The 23,073-nt window shown below is 74.7% G+C and carries 22 protein-coding genes and 1 riboswitch; of the genes, 14 read left to right on the top strand and 8 right to left on the bottom strand.

Going from position 1 to position 23,073, the window contains the following annotated elements; genetic code table 11:
- Window positions 1–47 precede the first annotated feature (47 nt).
- Window positions 48–143, top strand: a riboswitch (glycine riboswitch).
- 175 nt (window positions 144–318) lie between these two features.
- The 3 genes from gcvP to KLI87_RS29345 all read left to right on the top strand — a co-directional run bounded on the left by gcvP (window position 319) and on the right by KLI87_RS29345 (window position 5,137).
- Window positions 319–3,189, top strand: a complete 2,871-nt coding sequence (gene gcvP / locus KLI87_RS29355; protein ID WP_214619525.1) for an aminomethyl-transferring glycine dehydrogenase — start codon at window positions 319–321, stop codon at window positions 3,187–3,189.
- A 142-nt stretch (window positions 3,190–3,331) separates the two neighbouring features.
- Window positions 3,332–4,459: a lipopolysaccharide assembly protein LapB gene (locus KLI87_RS29350; protein ID WP_156216355.1), complete on the top strand. Its 1,128-nt coding sequence runs from the start codon at window positions 3,332–3,334 to the stop codon at window positions 4,457–4,459.
- Between the two features lie 51 nt (window positions 4,460–4,510).
- Window positions 4,511–5,137, top strand: a complete 627-nt coding sequence (locus KLI87_RS29345) for an alpha/beta family hydrolase (protein WP_214619524.1) — start codon at window positions 4,511–4,513, stop codon at window positions 5,135–5,137.
- 96 nt (window positions 5,138–5,233) lie between these two features.
- On the opposite strand, the gene KLI87_RS29340 is transcribed toward KLI87_RS29345, so the two are convergent.
- Window positions 5,234–5,437 (bottom strand): DUF5999 family protein, encoded by a 204-nt coding sequence (locus KLI87_RS29340; RefSeq protein WP_067468352.1) that lies wholly within the window; start codon window positions 5,435–5,437, stop codon window positions 5,234–5,236.
- A 354-nt stretch (window positions 5,438–5,791) separates the two neighbouring features.
- On the opposite strand from KLI87_RS29340, the gene KLI87_RS29335 reads away from it, so the two are divergent.
- From KLI87_RS29335 to KLI87_RS29325, 3 genes are read left to right on the top strand one after another with little or no spacing between them, the layout of a single operon-like run.
- Window positions 5,792–6,520, top strand: a complete 729-nt coding sequence (locus KLI87_RS29335; protein WP_214619523.1) for a (Fe-S)-binding protein — start codon at window positions 5,792–5,794, stop codon at window positions 6,518–6,520.
- Window positions 6,517–7,974, top strand: a complete 1,458-nt coding sequence (locus KLI87_RS29330) for a lactate utilization protein B (RefSeq protein ID WP_214619522.1) — start codon at window positions 6,517–6,519, stop codon at window positions 7,972–7,974. The genes KLI87_RS29335 and KLI87_RS29330 overlap by 4 nt, the downstream gene beginning before the upstream one ends.
- 56 nt (window positions 7,975–8,030) lie before the next feature.
- Window positions 8,031–8,690: an LUD domain-containing protein gene (locus KLI87_RS29325; protein ID WP_214619521.1), complete on the top strand. Its 660-nt coding sequence runs from the start codon at window positions 8,031–8,033 to the stop codon at window positions 8,688–8,690.
- 63 nt (window positions 8,691–8,753) lie between these two features.
- Here KLI87_RS29325 and KLI87_RS29320 read toward each other — a convergent pair whose 3' ends face one another.
- Window positions 8,754–9,323 (bottom strand): TetR/AcrR family transcriptional regulator, encoded by a 570-nt coding sequence (locus KLI87_RS29320; RefSeq protein ID WP_156216359.1) that lies wholly within the window; start codon window positions 9,321–9,323, stop codon window positions 8,754–8,756.
- A gap of 123 nt (window positions 9,324–9,446) precedes the next feature.
- Between KLI87_RS29320 and KLI87_RS29315 the strand changes: the two genes are divergently transcribed.
- The 3 genes from KLI87_RS29315 (at window position 9,447) to KLI87_RS29305 (ending at window position 11,141) form a co-directional block, all read left to right on the top strand.
- On the top strand, window positions 9,447–9,860 hold the full coding sequence (locus KLI87_RS29315) for a plectin (protein ID WP_156216360.1): 414 nt from the start codon (window positions 9,447–9,449) through the stop codon (window positions 9,858–9,860).
- 243 nt (window positions 9,861–10,103) lie between these two features.
- Entirely contained in the window at window positions 10,104–10,814 is a 711-nt protein-coding gene (locus tag KLI87_RS29310) for a maleylpyruvate isomerase N-terminal domain-containing protein (protein WP_214619520.1), read from the top strand.
- A 78-nt stretch (window positions 10,815–10,892) separates the two neighbouring features.
- Window positions 10,893–11,141 (top strand): hypothetical protein, encoded by a 249-nt coding sequence (locus KLI87_RS29305; RefSeq protein ID WP_156216361.1) that lies wholly within the window; start codon window positions 10,893–10,895, stop codon window positions 11,139–11,141.
- Between the two features lie 33 nt (window positions 11,142–11,174).
- Here the strand turns inward: KLI87_RS29305 and KLI87_RS29300 are convergent, their stop codons facing one another.
- A complete protein-coding gene (locus KLI87_RS29300) occupies window positions 11,175–11,663 on the bottom strand; it encodes an NUDIX hydrolase (protein ID WP_156216362.1) in 489 nt (162 codons plus the stop codon).
- 257 nt (window positions 11,664–11,920) lie between these two features.
- Window positions 11,921–12,451, bottom strand: a complete 531-nt coding sequence (locus KLI87_RS29295) for a MarR family transcriptional regulator (RefSeq protein ID WP_308166280.1) — start codon at window positions 12,449–12,451, stop codon at window positions 11,921–11,923.
- 94 nt (window positions 12,452–12,545) lie between these two features.
- On the opposite strand from KLI87_RS29295, the gene KLI87_RS29290 reads away from it, so the two are divergent.
- Window positions 12,546–13,529, top strand: a complete 984-nt coding sequence (locus KLI87_RS29290; RefSeq protein WP_156216364.1) for an ATP-binding cassette domain-containing protein — start codon at window positions 12,546–12,548, stop codon at window positions 13,527–13,529.
- 2 nt (window positions 13,530–13,531) lie between these two features.
- Window positions 13,532–14,422, top strand: coding sequence for an ABC transporter permease (locus KLI87_RS29285; RefSeq protein WP_156216365.1), 891 nt, complete (start codon window positions 13,532–13,534; stop codon window positions 14,420–14,422).
- Window positions 14,423–14,487: 65 nt separating this feature from the next.
- On the opposite strand, the gene KLI87_RS29280 is transcribed toward KLI87_RS29285, so the two are convergent.
- From KLI87_RS29280 to KLI87_RS29270, 3 genes are all read right to left on the bottom strand, one after another.
- Window positions 14,488–15,843 carry an RNA polymerase sigma factor gene (locus KLI87_RS29280; protein WP_250904311.1) on the bottom strand — a complete coding sequence of 452 codons (1,356 nt, stop codon included), beginning with the start codon at window positions 15,841–15,843 and terminating at the stop codon, window positions 14,488–14,490.
- 253 nt (window positions 15,844–16,096) lie between these two features.
- On the bottom strand, window positions 16,097–17,128 hold the full coding sequence (locus tag KLI87_RS29275) for a cation diffusion facilitator family transporter (RefSeq protein WP_214619519.1): 1,032 nt from the start codon (window positions 17,126–17,128) through the stop codon (window positions 16,097–16,099).
- 52 nt (window positions 17,129–17,180) lie between these two features.
- The gene (locus tag KLI87_RS29270; RefSeq protein ID WP_214619518.1) at window positions 17,181–18,365 is read right to left on the bottom strand and encodes an AMP-binding protein; all 1,185 of its coding nucleotides are present in this window, start codon (window positions 18,363–18,365) and stop codon (window positions 17,181–17,183) included.
- Window positions 18,366–18,506: 141 nt separating this feature from the next.
- Between KLI87_RS29270 and KLI87_RS29265 the strand changes: the two genes are divergently transcribed.
- The 3 genes from KLI87_RS29265 to menD are packed head-to-tail and all read left to right on the top strand — an operon-like array spanning window position 18,507 to window position 22,071.
- Window positions 18,507–19,406, top strand: a complete 900-nt coding sequence (locus KLI87_RS29265; protein ID WP_156216369.1) for a 1,4-dihydroxy-2-naphthoyl-CoA synthase — start codon at window positions 18,507–18,509, stop codon at window positions 19,404–19,406.
- A gap of 35 nt (window positions 19,407–19,441) precedes the next feature.
- Window positions 19,442–20,404 (top strand): o-succinylbenzoate synthase, encoded by a 963-nt coding sequence (locus tag KLI87_RS29260; RefSeq protein WP_214619517.1) that lies wholly within the window; start codon window positions 19,442–19,444, stop codon window positions 20,402–20,404.
- Window positions 20,401–22,071: a 2-succinyl-5-enolpyruvyl-6-hydroxy-3-cyclohexene-1-carboxylic-acid synthase gene (menD, locus tag KLI87_RS29255; RefSeq protein WP_214619516.1), complete on the top strand. Its 1,671-nt coding sequence runs from the start codon at window positions 20,401–20,403 to the stop codon at window positions 22,069–22,071. The genes KLI87_RS29260 and menD overlap by 4 nt, the downstream gene beginning before the upstream one ends.
- A 128-nt stretch (window positions 22,072–22,199) precedes the next feature.
- Here the strand turns inward: menD and KLI87_RS29250 are convergent, their stop codons facing one another.
- The gene (locus KLI87_RS29250; RefSeq protein ID WP_156216370.1) at window positions 22,200–23,021 is read right to left on the bottom strand and encodes a tyrosine-protein phosphatase; all 822 of its coding nucleotides are present in this window, start codon (window positions 23,019–23,021) and stop codon (window positions 22,200–22,202) included.
- Window positions 23,022–23,073 lie beyond the last annotated feature (52 nt).

Raw genomic sequence — 23,073 nt, 5'->3', positions numbered from 1 at the left:
AGCCTGGCTCGACGATCGCCGGGTAGGGTTTGCCCCAGACATGCCGTCGACCCTGGGCGGGAGAGCCCTCGCGCAAGCCGGTGCGGGGCGCCGAAGGGGCAACCTCCCCGGAACCTCTCAGGCAAAAGGACCGCCTGGGCGAGGCACCTCTGGAAAGCAGGCGTCGATCTCCCCTCCGGGGGAAGGGCGGCTCACCGAAGGGGAAATCCCGCCGCGCGCGGGGGAAGCTCTCAGGTGCCGATGACAGAGGGGGAGACCGGCCGCCGGCCCGTGCCGGCGGTGGCCCTGAGCGACCGCAGCAGCCAGGAGGCTCTCCCCATGACAGCCCAGTACTTCGCCCCGGTGGCCTCGCCGCAGCATCCCCGGACCGCCTTCGCGGACCGGCACATCGGCCCGTCCGAGGACGAGCAGGCCCGGATGCTCGCCGTGATCGGCTACTCCGGCGCCGAGGCGCTCGTCGACGACGCGGTCCCGGCCGCGATCCGCACCACCCGCCCCCTGGACCTCCCGCCCGCGCTGAGCGAGACCGCGGCGCTGGCCCGGCTGCGGGAGCTGGCCTCCCGCAACACCGTCCTCACCTCCATGATCGGGCTCGGCTACCACGGGACGACCACCCCGGGCGTGATCCTGCGCAACGTCATGGAGAACCCGGGCTGGTACACCGCCTACACCCCGTACCAGCCGGAGATCTCCCAGGGCCGCCTGGAGGCCCTGCTCAACTTCCAGACGGTCGTCAGCGACCTGACCGGGCTGCCGGTCGCCAACGCCTCCATGCTGGACGAGGGCACCGCCGCCGCCGAGGCCATGGCGCTCGCGCACCGCGTGTCGCGCCGCAAGGAGCCCGGAACGTTCCTGGTGGACGCCGACGTCCTCCCGCAGACGATCGAGATCGTCCGCACCCGCGCGGTCCCGCTCGGCATCGAGGTGGTGACCGCCGACCTGTCCGGCGGGCTCCCCGAGGGCGACTTCTTCGGCGTGCTGCTCCAGTACCCGGGCGCGTCCGGCGCCGTCCGCGACCTGGAGCCGGTCGCCGCGCAGGCCCGCGAGCGCAATGCCAAGGTCGTGGTCGCCGCCGACCTGCTGGCGCTGACGCTGCTGCGCCCGCCCGGCGAGTCCGGCGCCGACATCGCGGTGGGCTCCGCGCAGCGGTTCGGCGTCCCCTACGGGTTCGGCGGGCCGCACGCGGGCTACATGGCCGTCGCCGAGGGCATCCAGCGGCAGCTCCCCGGACGGCTCGTCGGCGTGTCCGTCGACGCCGCCGGCGCCCCCGCCTACCGCCTCGCGCTCCAGACCCGCGAGCAGCACATCCGCCGCGAGAAGGCCACCAGCAACATCTGTACCGCGCAGGTGCTCCTCGCCGTCATGGCGGGCATGTACGCGGTCTACCACGGGCCCGACGGCCTCGCCGCGATCGCCCAGCGCGCCCACCGGCGCGCCGCCGAGATCGCCGCCGGGCTGCGCGGCGGCGGCGTCGAGGTCGTGCACGGCGCGTTCTTCGACACCGTCCTCGCCCGCGTCCCCGGACGCGCCGCCGAGGTCGTCGCCGCCGCCCGCGAGCGCGGCGTCAACCTGCGCCCCTCCGGCGCCGACCACGTCGCGGTCGCCTGCGACGAGACGACGCTGCCCGAGCACGTCGCCGCCGTCCTGGAGGCGTTCGGCGTCCCGGCGGCCCCGGTGGACGGCGACGCGATCCCGGACGGGCTGCGCCGCGAGAGCCCCTACCTGACCCACCCGGTCTTCCACGCGCACCACTCCGAGACCGCCATGCTGCGGTACCTGCGCCGCCTCCAGGACAAGGACATCGCGCTCGACCGCTCGATGATCCCGCTCGGCTCCTGCACGATGAAGCTGAACGCCACCACCGAGATGGAGCCGGTCACCTGGCCGGAGTTCGCGAACATCCACCCGTTCGCGCCCGTCGAGCAGGCGCGGGGCTACCTGGAGCTGATCGGCGAACTGGAGGGCTTCCTCGCCGAGATCACCGGCTACGCGAAGGTGTCGCTCCAGCCGAACGCCGGGTCGCAGGGCGAGCTGGCCGGGCTCCTCGCCATCTGCGGCTACCACGTCGCGCGCGGCGAGGGGCACCGCGACGTCTGCCTCATCCCGTCCTCGGCGCACGGCACCAACGCCGCGAGCGCCGTCATGGCCGGGATGCGCGTCGTCGTCGTGAAGTGCGACGAGGGCGGCAACGTCGACCTGGACGACCTGCGCGCCAAGATCGCCCAGCACGGCGACCGGCTGTCGGCGATCATGGTGACCTACCCGTCCACGCACGGCGTGTTCGAGGAGACGATCACCGACGTCTGCGCGGCCGTGCACGAGGCCGGCGGGCAGGTCTACGTCGACGGCGCCAACCTCAACGCGCTCGTCGGCCTCGCCCGCCCCGGCGAGTTCGGGTCGGACGTCTCGCACCTCAACCTGCACAAGACGTTCTGCATCCCGCACGGCGGCGGCGGCCCCGGCGTCGGCCCGATCGGCGTCCGCGAGCACCTCGCGCCGTTCCTGCCCAACCACCCGCTCCGCGCGGAGGCGGGCCCGGACTCGGGCGTCGGGCCGATCTCGGCGGCGCCGTGGGGCTCGGCGGGCATCCTGCCGATCTCCTGGGCCTACATCGCGATGATGGGGCCGGACGGCCTGCGCGCCGCCACCGAGGGCGCCATCATCGGCGCGAACTACGTCGCCGCGCGCCTCGCCCCGCACTACCCGATCCTCTACACCGGCCGCAACGGCCTGGTCGCGCACGAGTGCATCGCCGACCTCCGCAAGATCACCAAGGAGACGGGGATCACCGCCGAGGACGTCGCCAAGCGGCTCATCGACTACGGCCTGCACGCCCCGACGCTGTCCTTCCCCGTCGCGGGCACCCTGATGATCGAGCCGACCGAGTCCGAGGACCTGGCCGAGCTCGACCGGTTCTGCGACGCCATGATCGAGATCCGCCGCGAGATCCAGCGGGTCGCCGAGGGCGGCTACGACCGCGAGGACAACCCCCTCAAGAACGCCCCCCACACGGCGGACCACCTGGTCTCCGACGACTGGAAGCACTCCTACGCCCGCGAGGAGGCCGCCTACCCGCTGCCCGCCCTGCGGGAGGCGAAGTACTGGCCGCCCGTCCGCCGCATCGACCAGGCGTACGGCGACCGCAACCTCGTCTGCTCCTGCCCGCCGCCGGAGGCGTTCGAGGACTGATCCCGCCGGGGGCCCGGGGCCGTCCCCGGGCCTCCGGAACCGGTCGCCGGTTCGGCTCGCGGGGGAGTGTCGGCGCGGGACGCGGGCGTGGCGGGATCGCTAGGCTTGGGCGGTCCCCGAACCCCCAGAGGGCAGAAGAGCGATGACCGAGCCCGCGGACCCGGCGTCCGCAACCGACGATCCGGCCAGGCTGTGCGAGGAGGCCCGGACGCTCGCCGAAAGCGGCGCCGCGGACCGGGCCGCCCTGCTGTTCGAGCGGGTGCTCGCGCTGGGCGACACCCCCTACCGGGCGCGGGCGGCGCTCGGGCTCGCCGTCGTCCTGGACGACGCGGGCGAGGTGGCCCGCGCGCGCGACGCCGACCGGGCCGCCATCGCCACCGGCGACCCCGAGTACGGGCCGCGCGCCGCCTACCACCTGGCCCTCACCCACGAGCGCGCCGGGGAACCCGGCGGAGCGGCGCCGGCGTGGCGGGCCGTCGTCGACTTCGGCAACCCCGCCTACCTGCCCCCGGCGCATCTCGCGCTCGCCAGGATCGCCGACGACGAGGGCGACTTCGAGACCGCGCGCGGGCACTGGGAGGCGGTCGTCGCGACCGGCGACCCCGAGTACGCGCCGCCCGCCGCGCACGACCTCGCGCAGCGCCTGCTGGAGCGTGCCGAGCCCGCGGCGGCGCAGCGGGTCCTGACCGCCGGGCTCAGGCTGATCGACCGCGCCGGCGCCCCCTACGCCTACGCGCGGCTCGCGACGCTGCTCGGCATCGCCTACCTCGACCAGGCCATCGCCGCCTTCCACGCCTCCCTCGGCGACCCGTCCGAGCCCGCAGACCCCGAGGTCGGCCCGCTGGCGACCGAGCTGCTCGCGCGCACGCTGCCGCTGCGGGGGCGCGGCGCCGAGGCGGGCGAGGTGTGGCGGCGCGGCCTGTCCGACCCGGGCGTCGCCGGGCAGGTGCGGGCCCGGCTCCGCCGCGACTTCGGCGGCGACGACGAGGTCGCCGACCCCGCCGACCTGTGGTGGGAGCCGGTCGTCGAGCAGTCGGTGACCGACGGGACGCTGCCCGCGCTCGCCGGTGAGGCGTTCGGCGCCCTCGACCACATGTACGCGCTGCTCGCCGTCCGCTACGCCGACGACCCGCGGGAGCGGCGCCCCGGCGAGACCCACGAGGTGCTGGGCCGGGCCGTCGACGTCCCCAGCGACTACCCCTGGGGCCCGCTGCTCCACGAGAGCTTCGCCGAACGCCTCCGCCTCGCCATGGGCACCCCCGAGGGCTAGACGTCCACCCCGCCCGAAAGGCCGCGGCGGGCGGGGGTTACGGTGGCCCCAATGGACATCGTGACCCCGCACGGCCCGGCCGAGGCGCGGCTGGACGGGCCGGACCGCCCGGCGTTCCTGCTCGCGCTGACCCACGGGTCGAACGGGGGAGTGGACGCGGCCGACCTGCTCGCCGTCCGGGAGGTGGCGCTCGGGCTCGGCGGCGCGGTCGCGGGCGTCACGCAGCCGTTCCGGCTCGCGGGGCGGCGGGCTCCCGGCCCGCCCGCCAAGCAGGACGAGGCGTGGCTGGAGGTCGTCCGGCGGCTGCGGGAGCGGTTCGGGAACGTGCCCTACGTGCAGGGCGGACGCAGCAACGGCGCCAGGGTGGCGTGCCGGACGGCCCGGGATGCCGGCGCGGCGGGCGTGCTCGCGCTGGCGTTCCCGCTGCACCCGCCGGGCAAGCCCGAGAAGACGCGGGTGGAGGAGCTACGGGCCGCCGGCGTGGAGGTGCTGGTCGTCAACGGCGACCGCGACCCGTTCGGCGTCCCGGACGCGGCGGACGCCGCTCACGTCACGGTGCTGCCGGGGGAGCGGCACGATCTGAACCGGTCCCCGGCGGCCGTCGGCGAGGCGGTGGAGCCATGGCTTCGCCGCTGGGCGGCGCGTCCCGCGGCGATGGCGCGGACGGCCGGGAGATAGACCCTCTGGGCCCGGTGCGGGCCCAGAGGCCAAGGGCAGGTGGGCGTTGCCCCCGCGGATGATCACCCGTTCGAACTAGTCCCCCGTGGAGACTGGTCAGGCGGCGGACGGAGCCTGCAGGTCCGTCGGCCGGTGCGGTGCGATGATTCCCCCGTCGGGCAGCAGCTCACCGGTGTCCTCGAAGAGCACGACGCCGTTGCACAGCAGGCTCCACCCCTGCTCGGGATGGGCGGCCAGGGTCCGCGCGGCGTCGCGGTCGGGCGCTTCGTGGGAGGGACAGGGCGGCTGGTGCGGGCACATCGGCGTGCCTCCGGTCTCAACTACTCGTCGGTTGTGGTGCTTTTCCTTATTGACGCACCCCAGTGTGGAACGGTTCGTCCCCACCGGCCATAGCCCGTTGGGACGGTTGTCCTTTGGTACCGAGGTACCGGAGAGATGTGACCCGACTCACCCCGAGGTGCCAGGCATAGCGTCCCCCGGGCTCGATAACGGACGAAGAACGACACGCCGTCGGATAGGCAAACGTTCCCAACCGGTGCTTTCCTGGTGCGGGAGCTGGCCGGGTGCGATCGTTTCAGGCGGACGCACCCTCCGCGACCCCTACGATGTCCCACGGGAGCAGGGGTTTCCGCACGGCGACTGGGGGTGGCCGGGATGCGCGTCGCGCTTTTCGTCGCGTGCTTCGACGACGCGATGTTCCCCGCGACGGGCAAGGCGGTGACGTCCCTGCTGGAGCGCCTCGGGCACGAGGTCTCCTACCCGCCGGGGCAGACCTGTTGTGGCCAGGTGCACTGGACGACCGGCTACCACCGGGAGGCCGCCGCGCTCGCGCGCGGGTTCACCGGCGCGTTCGAGGGCTCCGAGGCGGTGGTGACGGCGTCCGCGTCGTGCGCCGCCGCCGTCCGCGACGCCTACCCGAGGATCGCGCGGTCGGCCCGCGACCCGGGGCTGGCCCGCGCCGCCGAGGGCCTCGCCGTCTACGAGCTGACGGAGTTCCTGGTGGACGTGCTGGGCGTCACCGACCTCGGCGCCTACTTCCCGCACCGCGTCACCTACCATCCGACCTGCCAGTCCCTGCGGACGCTCGGCGTCGCCGACCGCCCGCTGCGGCTGCTGCGCGCGGTGAGGGGGCTGGAGCTGGTCGAGCTGCCGGCGGCGGAGGAGTGCTGCGGGTTCGGCGGGGCGTTCGCGATGAAGAACGCCGACGTGTCGGTGGCGATGGTCGCCGACAAGGTCCGGCACGTCCGCGACACCGGCGCCGACGTGGTGTGCGCGGCCGACAACTCCTGCCTCGCCCACATCGGCGGCGCGCTGTCGCGGCTGCGGGGCGGCGTCCGGGTCATGCACCTGGCCGAGATCCTGGCCGAGACGGGGCCGGTGTGACGGCCTCCTCCGGGACGGCCGGCGAGGCGCGCGCACCCGTCCCGCTTCCGACGCCGAAGTTCGCCACGGCCGCCCGCGCCGCGCTCGCCGACACCCGGCTGCGCCGCAACCTGCGCGGCGCGACCGCCTCGCTGCGCGAGCGGGCGGGGGCCTCGCCCGAACCGGGCGACTGGGAGGAGTTGCGCGAGGCGGGCCGCGCGATCCGCGACGACGCGCTGCTGAACCTCGACGCGCACCTGGAGGAGCTGGAACGCGCCGTCACCGAGGCGGGCGGCACCGTGCACTGGGCGGCGGACGCGGCGGAGGCCCGCCGGATCGTGCTCGCGCTCGTCCAGGCGACCGGGGCGAGGGAGGTCGTGAAGGCCCGCTCCCTGGTCGCCCGCGAGATCGGTCTGAACGCCGCGCTCGCCGCGGCGGGGATCACGGCGCGCGAGACGGCGCTCGCCGACCTCGTCGTCCAGCTCGGCGGGGACGAGCCGTCCCACCTGCTGTCCCCGGCCGCGCACCGCGACGGCGCGCAGATCCGCGAGCTGTTCCTGCGGGGGCTGCCGGGCGCCCCGCCGGACCTGCCGGACGAGCCCGCCGCGCTCGTCGGCGCCGCCCGCGCGCACCTGCGCGAGGGGTTCCTCGCCGCCCGGGTCGCGATCACCGGCGCGAACTTCCTGGTCGCCGAGACGGGCACGGCGGTGCTGCTGGAGTCGGAGGGCAACGCGCGGATGTGCCTCACGCTCCCGGACACGCTGATCACCCTCGCCGGGATCGAGAAGGTGGTCCCGGCCTGGGCCGACCTGGAGGTCCTCCTCCAGCTCCTCCCGCGTTCGGCGGCGGGGGAGGCGATGACCCCCTACGTCTCGTCCTGGACGGGGGTGACGCCCGGCGACGGGCCGCGCGCCTTCCACCTCGTCCTGCTCGACAACGGGCGCACCAGGGCGCTCGCCGACGAGGTCGGGCGGGCGGCGCTGCGCTGCGTCCGCTGCTCGGCCTGCCTGAACGTCTGCCCGGTCTACGAGCGGACGGGCGGCCACGCCTACGGGCCGGTCTACCCGGGCCCGATCGGCGCGATCCTCACCCCGCAGATGCGCGGGGTGGAGAGCGCCGCCGACGCGTCGCTGCCGTACGCGTCCACGCTCTGCGGCGCGTGCGCGGACGTGTGCCCCGTGAAGATCGACATCCCGGAGGTGCTGGTGCACCTGCGCGGGAGGGTGGTCGAGTCGCGGCGCCGCCGTCCCGTCCCGACGCCGGAACTGCTGATGATGCGCGGCCTCGCCTGGACGATGGGCGACGCGCGGCGCTACGAGGCGGCGCTGCGGCGCGGCACCCGGTGGGCGCGGCTGCTGTCGCGCGGCGGCCGGATCCGGCGGCTGCCGGGGCTGCTCGGCAAGTGGACCGAGGCCCGCGACCTGCCCGCGCCTCCGGCGGAGAGCTTCCGCGCCTGGTGGCGCCGCAGGCCGTGAGCGGGGAGTGGGACCGGTGACGGAGGGGGCGGGCTCGTGACGGGGGAGGCGGGCTGGTGAGCGGGGAGAGCGGGGCCGGGTCGCGCGAGGAGATCCTGCGGCGCGTCCGGGAGGCGCTCGGCGGGGCGCGGGGGGCGCGCCCGCCGGTGCCGCGCGGGTACGCCCGGCGGCTGCCCGAGGCGGAGGCCGAGACCAGGGCGGACGTCCTCGCGCTGTTCACCGAGCGCGTCGCCGACCGGCGGGCGGCGGTGCGGCACGTCAGCGCCGACGAGCTGCCGACGGCGGTGGCCGCCGCGCTGTGGGGCCGGGAGGCCGCGCAGATCGCCGTCCCGGCCGACCTGCCCTACGGCTGGCTGGCCGACCTGGACGGCGTGCGCGCGCTGGCCGACGCCCCGGCGCTCGACACCGAGACGCTCGCGGCGTGCGACGGCGTCGTCACCGGCTGCGCGGCGGCCGTCGCGCTGACCGGCACGGTCGTGCTGGACGGCGGCCGGGCCCAGGGGCGGCGCGCGCTGACCGCCGTCCCCGGCTACCACCTGTGCGTGGTCCACGCCGACCAGATCGTGGGAACGGTCCCGGAGGCACTCGGGCGCCTCGACCCGTCCCGCCCGCTGACCTGGATCAGCGGGCCGTCCACGACCCACGACATCGGGATGGCGCGGGTGGAGGGCGTGCACGGCCCGCGCCATCTGGAGGTCCTCGTCGTCGAGGACTGAGTCCATGAAGTCGCGGTGGGCTCGTGACGGCTGGGATCGTCCGGGGACATGTCCGGTCGTGGGTCAGCCCGCGCCGGTGAGGAGGAGGTCCAGGCCCGCGTCGAAGCGGGCGTCCCAGTCGACCGCGCGGTCGGCGCCGTCCTCGGCGGTGCCGCGGACCTCCAGGGCCGCGTGGCCGATCACGTAGCCGAGCAGGGCGTGCGCGGCGACGGCCGCCGCGTCCTCGGGGACGGCGCCGCGCCGCATCACCTCCCGCAGCGACACGACGGTCTCGGTCAGCGCGGCGGGGTTGCGCCGGGTGACGACGAGGGGGAGGACGCCCGCGTGCGCCAGCAGCCGCGTCCGGTAGTCGCGGGCCCAGCCGCGCAGGTCCTCCCGCCAGGCGCCGCCCGCCCCGCCCGGGGTGGCGGGCGCGGCGGCGACGTGCGCGACGAGGCCGTCCAGGAGCTGCTCCTTCCCCCGGGGGAGGTGGTGGTAGATCGCCATCGCCTCGACCTCCAGCGCGTCGCCGAGGCGGCGCATGGTGAGCCGGGACAGGCCCTGGCCGTCGACGATGCGGAGGGCGGCGTCGATGATCCGCTCGATGGACAGCGGGGCGCGGTTCTGCGCGTTGATGCTCGGTTGTCGAACCATAGGACCCCCTACCTTACTACGTAAAGGGCCCGGCCCTGGTGTGCCCCGTCACGACACGCCGGACAGCCCGCGTACGCTTGCCTGGATCGGACGAGTAGATCGTGAGCTTGAGGGAGAACCACCATGCCGCTGGGCCGCCGGGTGAGCAAGGACGTCGCGGAGCCGTACGAGGCCGACCAGCGGCTGGCCGCCGACTATCCGGCGCGGCTCGCGGCGGCGACGGAGGCGGAGCGGGCGCTGCGGGACGCCCAGGGCGCGGACACGCCCGCGCCGGAGGTGCGGGAGCTGGTGGTCGCCTTCGACAAGGCGCTGACCGCCGCGCTCGCCGCCGCCGAGGCCGCCGAGCGCACCGAGATGGGCCCGAAGGTGTACTCGACCCCGGCGCAGGACGCGGCGACCCGCCGGGCCGCCGAGATCGCCTACCGCAAGGCGAAGGCGCGGCCGTCGGTCCGGCCGTGGACCGACGAGGTCGACCGGCTCCGGACCGCGCGCGAGGCGCACCGGCTGAGCTTCCGGACGCGGCCGGCGGCCGTGTGAGCGGGCCCGCCGCGCGGCGCGCGGCGGGCGTCACCCGTCCGCGGGGAACCGGGCGGGATGTCCCCGGACGTGGGACGACACAGCATCACCGGGTGGCACCGGCCACCGAACTCTGAGAGTCTGCCCTCTCGGGGAGCGCCGGGGCGGTCCGCACCGAGGCGCCGCGGGGACGGCGGCGGGGTGCGGGGCACGCCGCGGCGGGGAGGGCACGCGCACGGTGCTCTGGACGCGGGGGGAAGTCACGTGGAGCGCACGCCGCCGGACCGGCACCGCGTCCTGGAGTCCTACCAGGACGGGGTGCGGGCGATCGTCGCGCTGGCGGACGGGGTCGCCGACTGGGACGTGCCGACGCCGTGCGCCGACTGGCGGCTGATCGACCTCGCCGGGCACCTGCGGTGCGTGGCGGAGAACTTCCTCGAATACCTGCAGGACGCGCCCGACAGCAGGCTCGCGAAGCTGTTCGCGCAGGACGCCGCGTCGGCGGTGCTGATCCGGCAGCAGGCCCGGCAGAACGCGGCGGAGCTGGCGGTGCTGCCCGCCGAGCCGGGGCCGGAGCGGATCATGGCGTTCGGTGTGTCGGCGGGCGCCTACGCCGACCTGACGCCCGACACCTGGGACCGGACGCATCTGATCTACCGGGGCACCAAGTACACGGTCGGCGACCACGCGGGCGCGGCGTGCGTGGAGTGGCACCTGCACGCGTGGGACATGGCGCGCGCGTCCGGCGCCGACTACCGCCCGCGCGACCCCGACCTGCTGGTGTCGGCGTGGCACTGGGGCGTCCCGCACCTGCCGCTCGCCGCGGGGGACCCGTGGGAGTCGGTGCTGTGCTCCTCGGGGCGCTCGCCGCGCTGGCCGGAGCCCGCCGACCGGCCGGTCGCCGCCGGCGGGTCCGCGCGCAGGCGGGGCGGCCGCCCCGCCCGCCAGGCGCCCGCCGGCCGCGGCCGCGGGTAGGCCCTCGGGCCCGGGTAGCGGGGCTGTGACCTGGGTAGACAGTCACAGCGACGCGGCGGGGGAGAGGAGAGTGACCCGATGGCGACCTGCGAGGTCTGCGGAAACGACTACGCGATGTCCTTCGAGGTGCACGCGCAGGGCAGCGTCCACACCTTCGACTCGTTCGAGTGCGCGATCACCCGGATGGCGCCGATCTGCGAGCACTGCGAGTGCCGGGTCCTCGGCCACGGGGTGGAGGTGGGCCGGCACTGGTACTGCTCGGCCCACTGCGCCCGCGTCGCCGACCCCGAGCACGCCCGGGGCATGCACGACGCCGCGCCCGTCTGAACCGCGGCCCCCCTCCGGCCTGCGCCGGGGGCGTCAGGTGGCGGCGCCGAACGGCTGCTCCCGTCCGTCCTCCAGGTAGACGGCGCGGCCCTCGGCCAGCGCGCGCAGGCTGGGCTCCATCCGGCGGGCGATGTGCGGGGCGGCCAGTTCGGGGATCTTCTCCGGCGCGACCAGGACGTGGTCGGACAGCTCGTCGGGCGGCAGCCGGATCGCCTCGACCTCCGCGCCGGTGACGGTGCCGGCGAAGACGAAGACGTTGACGGAGTCGATGCCGTCGCGGGGGGAGCCCCAGTCGACGCAGACGAGCCCGTCCAGGCGGGGGACGAAGCCGAGTTCCTCCTCGCACTCGCGGACGCAGGCCGACAGCGGGGACTCGTCGGCCTCGATGACCCCGCCGGGCAGGAACCAGCCCTCCTTGTAGGTGGGCTTGACCAGCAGGACCCGCCCCAGGTCGTCCAGGAGCAGGGCCGCCGCGGCGCCGCGGGCACGCGGCAGGGAGGCGTAGTAAGCAAGGTCGGGCATGTACCGAGGTTAGGTGCGCCGGGCACCGGACGATCCCGGGCGGTGCGGGGCGGGGCCGCATCCGTCCGCGAGATCGCCGGGGCGCCGCGAATCCGTTCGGGGTCCGCGCGGGCGGCGCGCGAAAGGGCCATGACAGCGGTCGACAACGCTTGACACGAGATCGTCAAGGCGCCGCCGGGCGGGTCGGCCGTCCCGGTCGCAGGGCCTGTGAGCTGGTGGAACGTGTCCGGGGCGGACCGCGCGCCGAGGCGGGCCCGTCACGGCCTCGGGTGGGGTTCGCGCGGCGGTGGCGGCGCCGCGCCTCCGGCGCCGTTGCCGCCGGGCGCGCTCGCGGCGGACGGGTCGCCGAAGCGGGTGTCGTGGTGGGCGAGGACGCGCACCATCAGCTCCTTGAACCGCTCCAGCTCGTCGCCGGTGAGCGGGGCGAACAGCAGGTCGTTGAGGCGCGCCCGCTTCTCGCGGGCGGCGCCGAGGAACAGCCGTCCGTCCTCGGTGACGTCGAGGGCGTAGCGGCGGCGGTCGCGGGGGTCGCGGCGCCGCTCCACATGCCCGGCGGCCTCCAGCGCGTCGACGAGGCCGACCATGTCGCCGGCGTCGATCCGCAGGTACTCGCTGGCCTCCCGCTGGGACAGCGGCCCGTGGCGGGCCACGCAGTCCAGCACCATCAGGTGCGGCAGCCGGACGCGGTCGCCGGGGAACATCTCGGCGCCGGTCCGCCGGACGAGCCGGACCAACTCATACAGCAGGTAGGTCGGCGATTCGCGCAGCGGATCGGGCTGCTCCGACACGGGCCCTCCCTTGGTGTCCCGAATTTCTCTTGACCAGAGAGATAGGACAATCCTACCGTTGGTATATCCAAAACGAATACGGCGAGGAGGGCTCATGCCGGACGGGGGAGACGCCGTCGAGGTCGACGGCCTGACGAAGAGGTTCGGCGACGCGGAGGCCGTGCGGGGGATCGAGTTCTCGGTCCGCCCGGGGGAGGTGTTCGGCTTCCTCGGCCCGAACGGCGCGGGCAAGTCCACCACGATCAACATGCTCTGCACGCTGCTGCGCCCCTCGGGCGGCACCGCGCGGGTCGCCGGGCACGACGTGGTGGCCGAGCGCGACACCGTCCGCCGCAACATCGGGCTGGTGTTCCAGGACACGACGCTCGACGGCTACCTGACGGGCGAGCAGAACCTGCGCTTCCACGCCGAGCTGTACGGGGTGCCGAGGTCGGTCACGACCGACCGGATCGGGCAGGTGCTGGAGATGGTCGGGCTGTGGGACCGCCGCCGCGACCGGGTGCAGACCTTCTCGGGCGGCATGAAGCGGCGGCTGGAGATCGCGCGGGGCCTGCTGCACTCGCCGCGCGTGCTGTTCCTGGACGAGCCGACCGTCGGCCTCGACCCGCAGACCCGCGCGTCGATCTGGGAGTACATCCGCCAGCTCAGGGAGGCCGAGGAGATCACGATCTTCATGACCACCCACTACATGGACGAGGCGGAGTACTGCGACCGCATCGCCATCATGGACTCGGGGCGGATCGTCGCGCTGGACACCCCCGAGGCGCTCAAGGCCGGGGTCGGCGAGGACCGGGTGCGCATCCAGACCGCCGACGACCGGGCGGCGATCGCCGAGATCGCGGACCGGTTCGGGCTGGAGGCGGTCATGTCGGAGGGCGCCGTCACGTTCCGGGTCGTCGCCGGTGAGGCGTTCGTGCCCCGGCTGTTCGCGGAGCTGGGCGTCCCGATCCGGTCGGTCAGCGTCGCCCGCCCGTCGCTGGACGACGTGTTCATGAGCTTCACCGGCAGCACGATCCGTGACGCGGAGGCCGGGGCCGGCGACCACATGCGCGTGATGATGCGCGCGATGAGGAGATGAGGATGACGACGAGAACGAGCGCCCCGGCCCCCGCCGCGGGGGTCGTGCGGGTCTCGGTGCCCGAGCGCAGCGTCCGGCACGACCTGCGGGCGGTGCGGATCGTCCTGCACCGGGAGCTGATCCGGTTCTGGCGCGACAAGGTGCGGCTGGTGAGCGGGCTGGTCCAGCCGGTGCTGTGGCTGCTGGTCATGGGCACCGGGCTGTCGAACCTGATGGCCTCGGGCAGCGGGCCCGCCGGCGACATCGACCTGAAGACGTTCATCTTCCCGGGCGTGTGCGCGATGTCGGTGATGTTCACCGCGATGTTCTCCGCCGGGTCGATCGTGTGGGACCGCGAGTTCGGGTTCCTGCGCGAGATGCTCGTCGCGCCGGTCAGCCGGAGCGCGATCGTGATCGGCAAGTGCATCGGCGGCGCGTTCGTCGCGACCGTGCAGGGCACGGTGATCGTGCTGCTGGCGGGCCTGGCCGGCGTCCCCTACGACCCGCTGCTGCTCCTGGAGCTGGTCGGGCTCATGTTCCTCGGCGCGTTCGCGCTGACGGGCTTCGGGGTGATGATGGCGGCGCGGATCAGGAGCATGCAGTCGTTCTTCGGCCTCATGCAGATGGCGATGATGCCGATGATGTTCCTGTCGGGCGCGCTGTACCCGCTGAACGGGCTGCCGACCTGGCTGAGCGTCCTCACCCGCTTCAACCCGCTCACCTACGCGGTGGACCCGCTCCGCCAGGCGGTCTTCCGGCACCTGGACGCCTCGCCCGCGCTGGAGCGCACCTTCAACCCGGGCGTGACCTGGAACGGCTGGGTCGTGCCGGTCTGGCTGGAGGTCGTCATCGTCGTGCTGATGGGCGTGGGGCTGATGGGCGTGGCGATCCTGGAGTTCCGCCGCGCCGACTGAACCCGCGCGGCGCGGGGCCCGCCGGAGTTCTCCGGCGGGCCCCGTTCTCGCTGTCGGGTGTCGGGTCAGACGGCGAAGTCCAGCAGCGGGCTGGCGTTGCTCGGGTGCCGCAGCTTGGACAGCGACTCCTTCTCCAGCTGGCGGATCCGCTCGCGGGTCAGCCCGAGGGCCTTGCCGATCTCGTCGAGGGTCCGGGGCGTCCCGTCGTAGAGCCCGAACCGCATCGCCATGATCTTGGCCTCGCGCGGCGAGAGGATGTCCAGCGTGCGGCGCAGCTGGTCGGCCATGAGCTGGCGGTCGACCAGCTCGGCGGCCTCGGGGCTGTCGGTGTCCTCGATGAGGTCGCCGATGCGGGTCTCGCCGTCCTCGCCGATCGTGGAGTCCAGGCTGATCGGCTGGCGGCTGGTGCGCAGCAGCTCGCGGATCTGCTCGGGGCTCTTGTCCAGCTCGACGGCCAGCTCCTCGGGCGTGGGCTCGCGGCCGAGGCGCTGGTGCATGTCGCGCTCGACGCGGCTGAGCTTGCTCAGCATCTCCAGCACGTGGACGGGCAGCCGGATCGTGCGGGCCGAGTCGGCGAACCCGCGCTGGATCGCCTGGCGGATCCACCACATCGCGTAGGTGGAGAACTTGTAGCCCTTGGAGTAGTCGAACTTCTCGACGGCGCGGATCAGCCCGAGGTTGCCCTCCTGGACGACGTCCAGCAGCGACAGGCCGCGGTCGGAGTACTTCTTGGCGACCGACACCACGAGCCGGAGGTTGGCCTCCAGCATGTGGGCCTTGGCGCGGCGGCCGTCGGCGGCGATCCACTCCAGGTCGGCGCGGACGCGCGGGCGCAGGTCCTCGGTCTCCAGCTTGTGCTCGGCGTACAGCCCGGCCTCGATGCGCTTGGCGAGGTCCACCTCCTGCTCGGCGGTCAGCAGCTGCCGCCGCCCGATGGCCTTCAGGTAGGTGTGGACGGAGTCGCCCATGGTCGTGGACTGGTCGTCCAGGTCGGCGGGGGCGTCGGCGGCCTCGACCTCGGTGACCTCGAACGCCTCGTCGTCGCCGGTGTCGGCGGCCTTGGCGTTCTTCCGGGCGGTCTTCGCGGTGCTCCTGGGGGCGCTCTTGGCGGTGGCCTTCCTCGTGGGACGCTTCTTCGCGGTCAGCGCCGGCTCGCCGCCGGCGTGGTCGGCGGTGCCGTTCGCCGTGCCGTTGGAGGTGGCGCGGCGGGCGGGGTCGCCCTCGCCGGCGAGGCTGATGCCGGACTCCGAGAGCTCGCGCAGGATCGAGCGGCCCTGGGCGGGGCTGATGCCGGCGGCCTCGAATGCCCCCCTGACCTCGTCGAGCGAGAGGCGCCCTTGGGCGCGGCCACGCTTCAGGAGCTCGTCGAGTGCGGGGCTCGCGGGCTCCGTGAGCGGGGTCTCTGCGGCGGTTCGCGGCATGGGGACGCCCCCCTCCCTTCCGTGGTGTGGGTGCGGCGCGGATTCTGTCTCGCTGCCTGCGCTCGCACTTATCGGAACGTCGCGCGGAGGGGTTCTTGTTCCCGGCGCGCGGGATCGGCCGTCCGGCCGGAGGACCGTGGAGGAACGGTCCAGGGGTTCGTGGTGCCCGGATCGGGGCGTCTCACACGTCCACCCTCACCCGATGTCACCTTACTACGTAAAGGCGCCGGGCGGTGAGATTATGTGACGCAATTCACCCAGTTCCGGACTGCTCCGGCGGCAGAGGCCGACCATAGCGTGCGATGACGCGTTCGCGCAGCTCAGGGTCGTCGCGGGGGACCGGTTCGAGGAAGATCTCGTCGATCTCGTCGTGGGCCTCGCGCAGCTCGCGGCCCATCCGCACGCAGGCGCGCTCGACGTCCCCGGCGGTGAGCGCGTCGCGGAAGTCCAGGCGCGCGCAGACGAGGACGCGGTCGGCGCCGACCGTCATGGTGACGAGGTCCACGACCCATTCCACTTCGGGGGCCGCGGCCAGCCGGGCGCGGACGTCGGCGACGACGCGCGGGTCGGCCTGGCTGCCGATGAGCAGGTTGAGGTTGATGCGGCCGAGGACCAGCGCGACGGCGGTGAGCAGGACGCCGATGAGGACCGATCCGGCGCCGTCCCAGGCGGCGGAGCCGGTGAGCTGGTGCAGCCCGAGGCCGGCGAAGGCGAGCAGGAGGCCGATGAGGGCGGCCGAGTCCTCCAGCAGGACGCTGATCGCGGTGGGCTCGTCCGTCCGGCGGATGTAGGCGGTGAGGGGGAGGTCCTCCGCGCGGGCGGCGGCGCGGACCTGCCGCAGCGCCTGCCGCCAGGAGATCGCCTCCAGGACGAGGGAGACGGCGAGGACGCAGTAGCCGACGAGCGGGTCGGCCTCGTTCCCGTGGTGCCGGACGAGGGTCTGGAACCCCTGGTAGAAGGCGAACAGGGCGCCCATCCCGAAGATCGCGACGGCGACGAGCAGCGTCCAGATGTAGCGCTCCTTGCCGTAGCCGAGGGGGTGGCGGCGGTCGGCGGGCCGGCCGCTGCGCCGCAGCCCGACCATCAGCAGCACCTCGTTGAAGGTGTCGGCGATGGAGTGGGCGGCCTCGGCGGCCATCGACGCCGACCCGGTGGCGACCGCCGCGACGATCTTGGCGATCGCGATCCCGAGGTTGGCGGCGAGCGCGAGCAGGACGGTGAGGAGGCTCTCGTTCTCCGCTCCGCCGGCGTGTTCCCCGGGCCGGTCCGCGCGCTGTTCCGCCATGCTGATCGTCTTCCCCCGGCGGGCGCCGCGTCATGCGCCGGGCGGGGGCGGGCTAGCGGCCTGTGGCGGGGGCGCGCAGGCGGGCGCGGTCGGGTTTGCCGGAGGGCAGCAGCGGGATGGCCTCGACGAGTTCCAGCTCGTGCGGGGCGGCGTGGGCGGGCAGCGTCTCGCGGACGAGGGCGCGCAGCTCGGGTAGGGCGGGGGCGGGGTGGGCGCCGGGGGCGGGGACGACGACGGCGGTGACGCGCTCGCCCCAGTCGGGGTCGGGGCGTCCGACGACGACGACGTCGTGGACGGCGGGGTGGCGGGACAGGGCGGTGGCGACCTCGCCGGCGACGACCTTCTCGCCGCCGGTGTTGATCACGTCGTCGACGCGGCCGAGGACGCGGAGCCGCCCGTGGTCGAGGGCGCCGAGGTCCTGGGTGCGGAACCAGTCGCCGTCCATGGCCTCGGCGGTGGCGTCGGGGCGGAGCCGGTAGCGGGCGAACAGGGACGGGCCGGCGAGGCGGATCCGCCCGTCCGGGCCGAGGGCGGCGCGCATCCCGTCGAGGGGGACGCCGTCGTAGACGCAGCCGCCGCAGGTCTCGCTCATGCCGTAGCTGGGGTGGACGCGGCCGCCGCGGGCGCGGGCCTCGGCGAGCAGGCCGGGGGCGGCGGCGGCGCCGCCGAGGACGACGGCGCCGAGGGAGGCCAGGTCGGTGCCGGCGTCCAGGAGGCGGCGGAGCTGGGTGGGGACGAGCGCGATGTGCAGGTCGCGGGCGGCGGTCGCGGCGAGGTCGGTGACGGCGGCGGTGTCGAAGCGGGGGTGCAGGACGGGGTGGGTGCCGGCGACGAGGGAGCGGACGAGGACCTGGACGCCGGAGATGTGGCTGGTGGGCACGCAGCACAGCCACCGGTCGCCGGGCGCGGCGCCGATGCGGGCGAGGGTGCCGGCGGCGGAGTGGCGCAGGGCGGCGGCGGTCAGCTCGACGAACTTGGGCGTGCCGGTGGAGCCGGAGGTGGCGATGAGGACGGCGGTGTCGTCGTGGACGGGGACGCCGCCGTCGCGGGGGGTGAGGCCGTCCTCGGTCTGGACGGCGTGCGGGGCGAGGGCGTCCAGCAGGGCCTGGAGGGCGGGCGGGGGGAGGCCGGGGGAGAGGGGGCAGATCGCGGGTCCGGTGCCGTCGAGCGCGGCGGCCAGCGCCCGGAGCAGGTCGGGGCCGGGCGGGAGGAGGACGGCGTGCAGGCGGCGATCCATGATCCCGCCAGGGTAGACGACTACGCTGAACGCGTTCAAATCATCCGGTGGCGTGGGGCTGGTGTGCCGGGGGCGGAGGACGGTCCGGGCCGCCGGGGCGGTTGAATGGGGCGGGCCGAACGGGCGGCAGGAGAGGACGACATGGTCTCGGAGTTGTTCGACGCGAGCGCCTGGAAAGAGGTGGAGGGGTTCGGGTTCACCGACATCACCTATCACCGGGCCGTCGACCACGGCACGGTGCGGGTGGCGTTCGACCGCCCGGAGGTGCGGAACGCGTTCCGCCCGCACACGGTGGACGAGCTGTACCGGGCGCTGGACCACGCGCGGATGTCCAGCGACATCGGGTGCGTGCTGCTGACGGGGAACGGGCCCTCGCCCAAGGACGGCGGGTGGGCGTTCTGCTCGGGCGGCGACCAGCGGATCCGGGGCCGGGACGGCTACCGGTACGCCGAGGGGGAGACCTCGGACACGATCGACCCGGCGCGCGCGGGGCGGCTGCACATCCTGGAGGTGCAGCGGCTGATCCGCTTCATGGGCAAGGTCGTGATCTGCGTGGTGCCGGGGTGGGCCGCGGGCGGCGGGCACAGCCTGCACGTGGTGGCCGATCTCACGCTCGCGAGCCGGGAGCACGCGCGGTTCAAGCAGACCGACGCGGACGTGGCGAGCTTCGACGGCGGGTTCGGGTCGGCGTACCTGGCGCGGCAGGTGGGCCAGAAGTTCGCGCGGGAGATCTTCTTCCTGGGCGACACCTACGACGCGGAGGCCGCGCACCGGATGGGCATGGTGAACGCGGTCGTGCCGCACGCCGAGCTGGAGGCGACGGCGCTGGAGTGGGCGCGCAAGGTCAACGGGAAGAGCCCGACCGCGCAGCGGATGCTGAAGTACGCCTTCAACCTCGTCGACGACGGGCTGGTGGGGCAGCAGGTGTTCGCCGGGGAGGCGACGCGGCTGGCCTACGGTACGGACGAGGCGGCCGAGGGGCGGGATTCGTTCCTGGAGAAGCGTGACGCCGATTGGTCGCGTTTCCCGTGGTACTACTAGGTTCGGTTCGATAGGTGACGCCAGGGGGTCAGCGGGTGCGGGTCTACTCCATCCCGATGCGGACGCGGTTCCGCGGTGTGACGCGGCGGGAGGGCGTGCTCGTCGAGGGCCCCGCCGGCTGGGGGGAGTTCTCGCCGTTCGCCGAGTACGGCCCGGCCGAGTGCGCCCGCTGGCTGGGCGCGGCGCGGGAGGCGGCGTTCGAGGGGTTCCCGGCGCCGGTGCGCGACCGGGTGCCGGTGAACGTGACGATCCCGGCGGTCGGGCCGGAGCGGGCGTTCGAGATGGCGAAGGTGTCGGGGTGCCGCACCGCGAAGGTGAAGGTGGCCGAGCGGGGGCGTCCCGACGCCGAGGACATGGCGCGGGTGGAGGCCGTCCGCGACGCGATGGGGCCGGGCGGCCGGGTCCGGGTGGACGCCAACGGCGGGTGGGACGTGGAGCGCGCCGTCCGGATGATCCGCGCGCTGGACCGGTGGGAGCTGGAGTACGCCGAGCAGCCGTGCGCGACGCTGGAGGAGCTCGGGCAGGTGCGGCGGCGGGTGGACGTGCCGATCGCGGCCGATGAGTCGATCCGCCGGGCGGAGGACCCGCTGAGGGTGCGGGCCGCGGGCGCGGCGGACATCGCGGTGCTGAAGGCGCAGCCGCTGGGCGGGGTGCGGGAGGCGCTGCGGGTCGCGGAGGCGTGCGGGCTGCCGGTGGTGGTGTCGAGCGCGGTGGAGACGTCGGTGGGGCTGGCGGCGGGGGTGGCGCTGGCGGCGGCGCTGCCGGAGCTGCGGTTCGCGTGCGGGCTGGCGACGCTGGCCCTGCTGGAGGGCGACGTGGTCGGTGCTCCGCTGGCCCCGGTGGGCGGGGAGGTCGCCGTGCGGCGGCCGGGCGTGGACGAGGAGGCGCTGCGTCGCTTCGAGGTCACCGGCGAAGACGAGACCGGGGCGTGGCGGCGGCGGGCGGCCGCGGCGCAGGAGCACCTGGGCGGCCCGCCGGTGCTCGGGGTGGCGCGGTGAATCCGGCGACCGCGCTGGCCACCGTCCTGGTGGACGAGCTGCTGCGGTGCGGGATGACCGACGCGGTGCTGGCGCCGGGGTCGCGGTCGGCCCCGCTGGCGCTGGCGCTGCACGCCGCCGAGGAGGCGGGCCGGGTCCGGCTGCACGTGCGGATCGACGAGCGGTCGGCGTCCTTCCTCGGCCTCGGGATGGCCAAGCGCGCGGGGCGTCCGGTGGCGCTGGTGTGCACGTCGGGGACGGCGGCGGCGAACTTCCATCCGGCGGTGATCGAGGCGCACGAGTCGGGTGTCCCGCTGCTGGTGATCACCGCGGATCGTCCGCCGGAGCTGCGCGACACGGGCGCGAACCAGACGATCGACCAGGTCAAGCTGTACGGGACGGCGGCGCGGTGGAGCACCGAGGTCGGCGCGCCGGAGAACCGTCCGGGGATGGTGGCGTACTGGCGGTCGCTGGTGAGCCGGGCGTGGGGGCTGGCGCAGGCGCCGGTGCCGGGTCCGGTGCACCTGAACGCGGCGTTCCGGGAGCCGCTGATCCCCGACGGCGACGAGACGTGGTGCGAGCCGCTGGACGGCGACGCGACGGGCGCGTGGACGAAGGTGCGGGCGGCGACGCCGGGGTCGGTGCTGCACGTCCCGCCGACGCGGCGCGGGGTGCTGGTGGTGGGCGACGGCGCGGTCAACGTCAAGCGGTACGTGGCCGCGGCGTCGATGGCGGGGTGGCCGGTGCTGGCCGAGCCGAACGGCAACGCCCGCTACGGCGACCACGCGCTGTCCTCGCACCACTTCCTGCTGGGGGTGCCGGAGTTCGTGGAGCGGCACCGCCCGGAGGTGGTGGTGACGCTGGGCAAGCCGGGCCTGTCGCGTCCGCTGCTGTCGCTGCTGCGCCGGGCGGAGGAGCACATCGTGCTGGCGCCCGACCTGGCGCACTGGCCCGACCCGGTCCGGTCGGCGACGCAGGTCGCGCCGGAGGTGGAGATCCCGGTGGTGTCGGGCGACGACGCGTGGCTGAAGTCGTGGCGGGCGGCCGACCTTGCCGCCGCGGCGGCGGTCGACGGGGTGCTGGACGCCGTCCCGGAGGTGAGCGAGCCCCGGCTGGCGCGTGACCTGGTGGCGGCGCTGCCGGGCGGGTCGCTGCTGTTCTCGGCGGCGAGCATGCCGATCCGCGACCTGGACCAGGTGATGCGGCCGCGCCGGGGGATCCGGGTGATGGCGAACCGGGGGGCTAGCGGAATCGACGGGCTGGTGTCGACGGCGATGGGCGCGGCGCTGCTGCACAGCGGCCGCTCCTACGCGCTGCTCGGCGACCTGGCGTTCCTGCACGACCAGAACGGGCTGATCGTCGGCCCGCAGGACCGCCGTCCCGACCTGGCGATCGTGGTGGTGAACAACCAGGGCGGCGGGATCTTCTCGCTGCTGCCGCAAGCGGCGCTGCACGGCCCGTTCGAGCGGGTCTTCGGCACCCCGCACCGGGTGGACCTGGAGGCGGTCGCGGCCGCGCACGGCCTCCCGTACCGGCGGCTGGAGCTCGCGGCGGACCTGCCGAAGGCGATCGCGGGGGAGGGGCTGCGGATCGTCGAGGCCCGCACCGACAGGGAAGTGAACGCGGCGCTGCACGGCCAGATGCGCAAGGCGGCGCACGCCGCCGTCCGCGCCCTCCTGGCGTCCTGATTTCAGAGCGCGACGACGTCCGGCTTCATGCTTTCATTCTGAAACTTACAATGTAAAGGCGTCGGGCGGTGTGCTTCCCCTCTAATACACATACCTAAAAACCACTCACCCAAGAGAAGCGCAGCCGGTCAGCCGAGGAGGCGGGCGCGCAGGGCTTCGGTGTCCTCGTCCGTCCAGCCGTGGGAGGTCAGCCAGCCGAGCGGGCCGCCGAAGCGCTCGTCGATGTGGCAGAGGAACGTCGACATCGTCGCCGCGCGGGGGCGGTGGGAGTCGGCGGGGCGCGAGTCCAGGTCGGCGGCGTAGGTGTCGCTGCCGCGGAGCCGGCCGAGGGTGCGTTCGAGGCGTTCGCCGCTGAGGGTGTAGTCGGCGATGACGGCCTCGCGGGTCACGCCGGCGACCTCCAGCGCGAAGGCGCAGACGACGCCGGTGCGGTCCTTGCCGGCGGCGCAGTGGACGAGCGCGGCGCCGTCGGTGCGGGTCATGACGCGCAGGGCGGCGACGATGGAGTCGGGGCGGTCGTTGAGGTAGCCGTGGTAGTGGCTGATGGAGCGGTCGTGCTCGGGTGCGGGTTCGCCGTCGCCGGGGCGGCTCTGCCAGGGGAGGACGGCGGTGGCGGCGGTGCCGGAGTGTGCGGGGGTGCCGGCGACGGCGTCGGTGTGCCGGCCGCCCTCGGCGAACAGGGAGAGCTGGTGGATGGTGACGCTGGGGACGCGGGTGAGGGGGCCGGGGCCTTCGAGGTGGATCTCGGTGTGGGTGCGCAGGTCGATGACGTTCTTGAGGGCGTAGTCGTCCACCAGGACGCGGACGTCGGCGACCGAGAGGTCCTGGAGGTTGTCGGAGCGCAGGAGGCGTCCCCAGCGTGTGGGGCGGCCGGCGGCGGTGGGGAGGCCGCCGAGGTCGCGGGCGTTGGCGGCGCCGTCCAGGTCGATCCACCGGGTGCGTTCGCTCATGGCTTATGACCCTATAGGGGCGGCGTGTCCGTTCCCTGGCGCAGGGTCCTGT

The organism is Actinomadura sp. NEAU-AAG7 (assembly GCF_018603865.1).
Classification (GTDB): Bacteria; Actinomycetota; Actinomycetes; order Streptosporangiales; family Streptosporangiaceae; genus Spirillospora; species Spirillospora litoris.
This window is presented reverse-complemented; position numbering and strand designations above follow the sequence as displayed.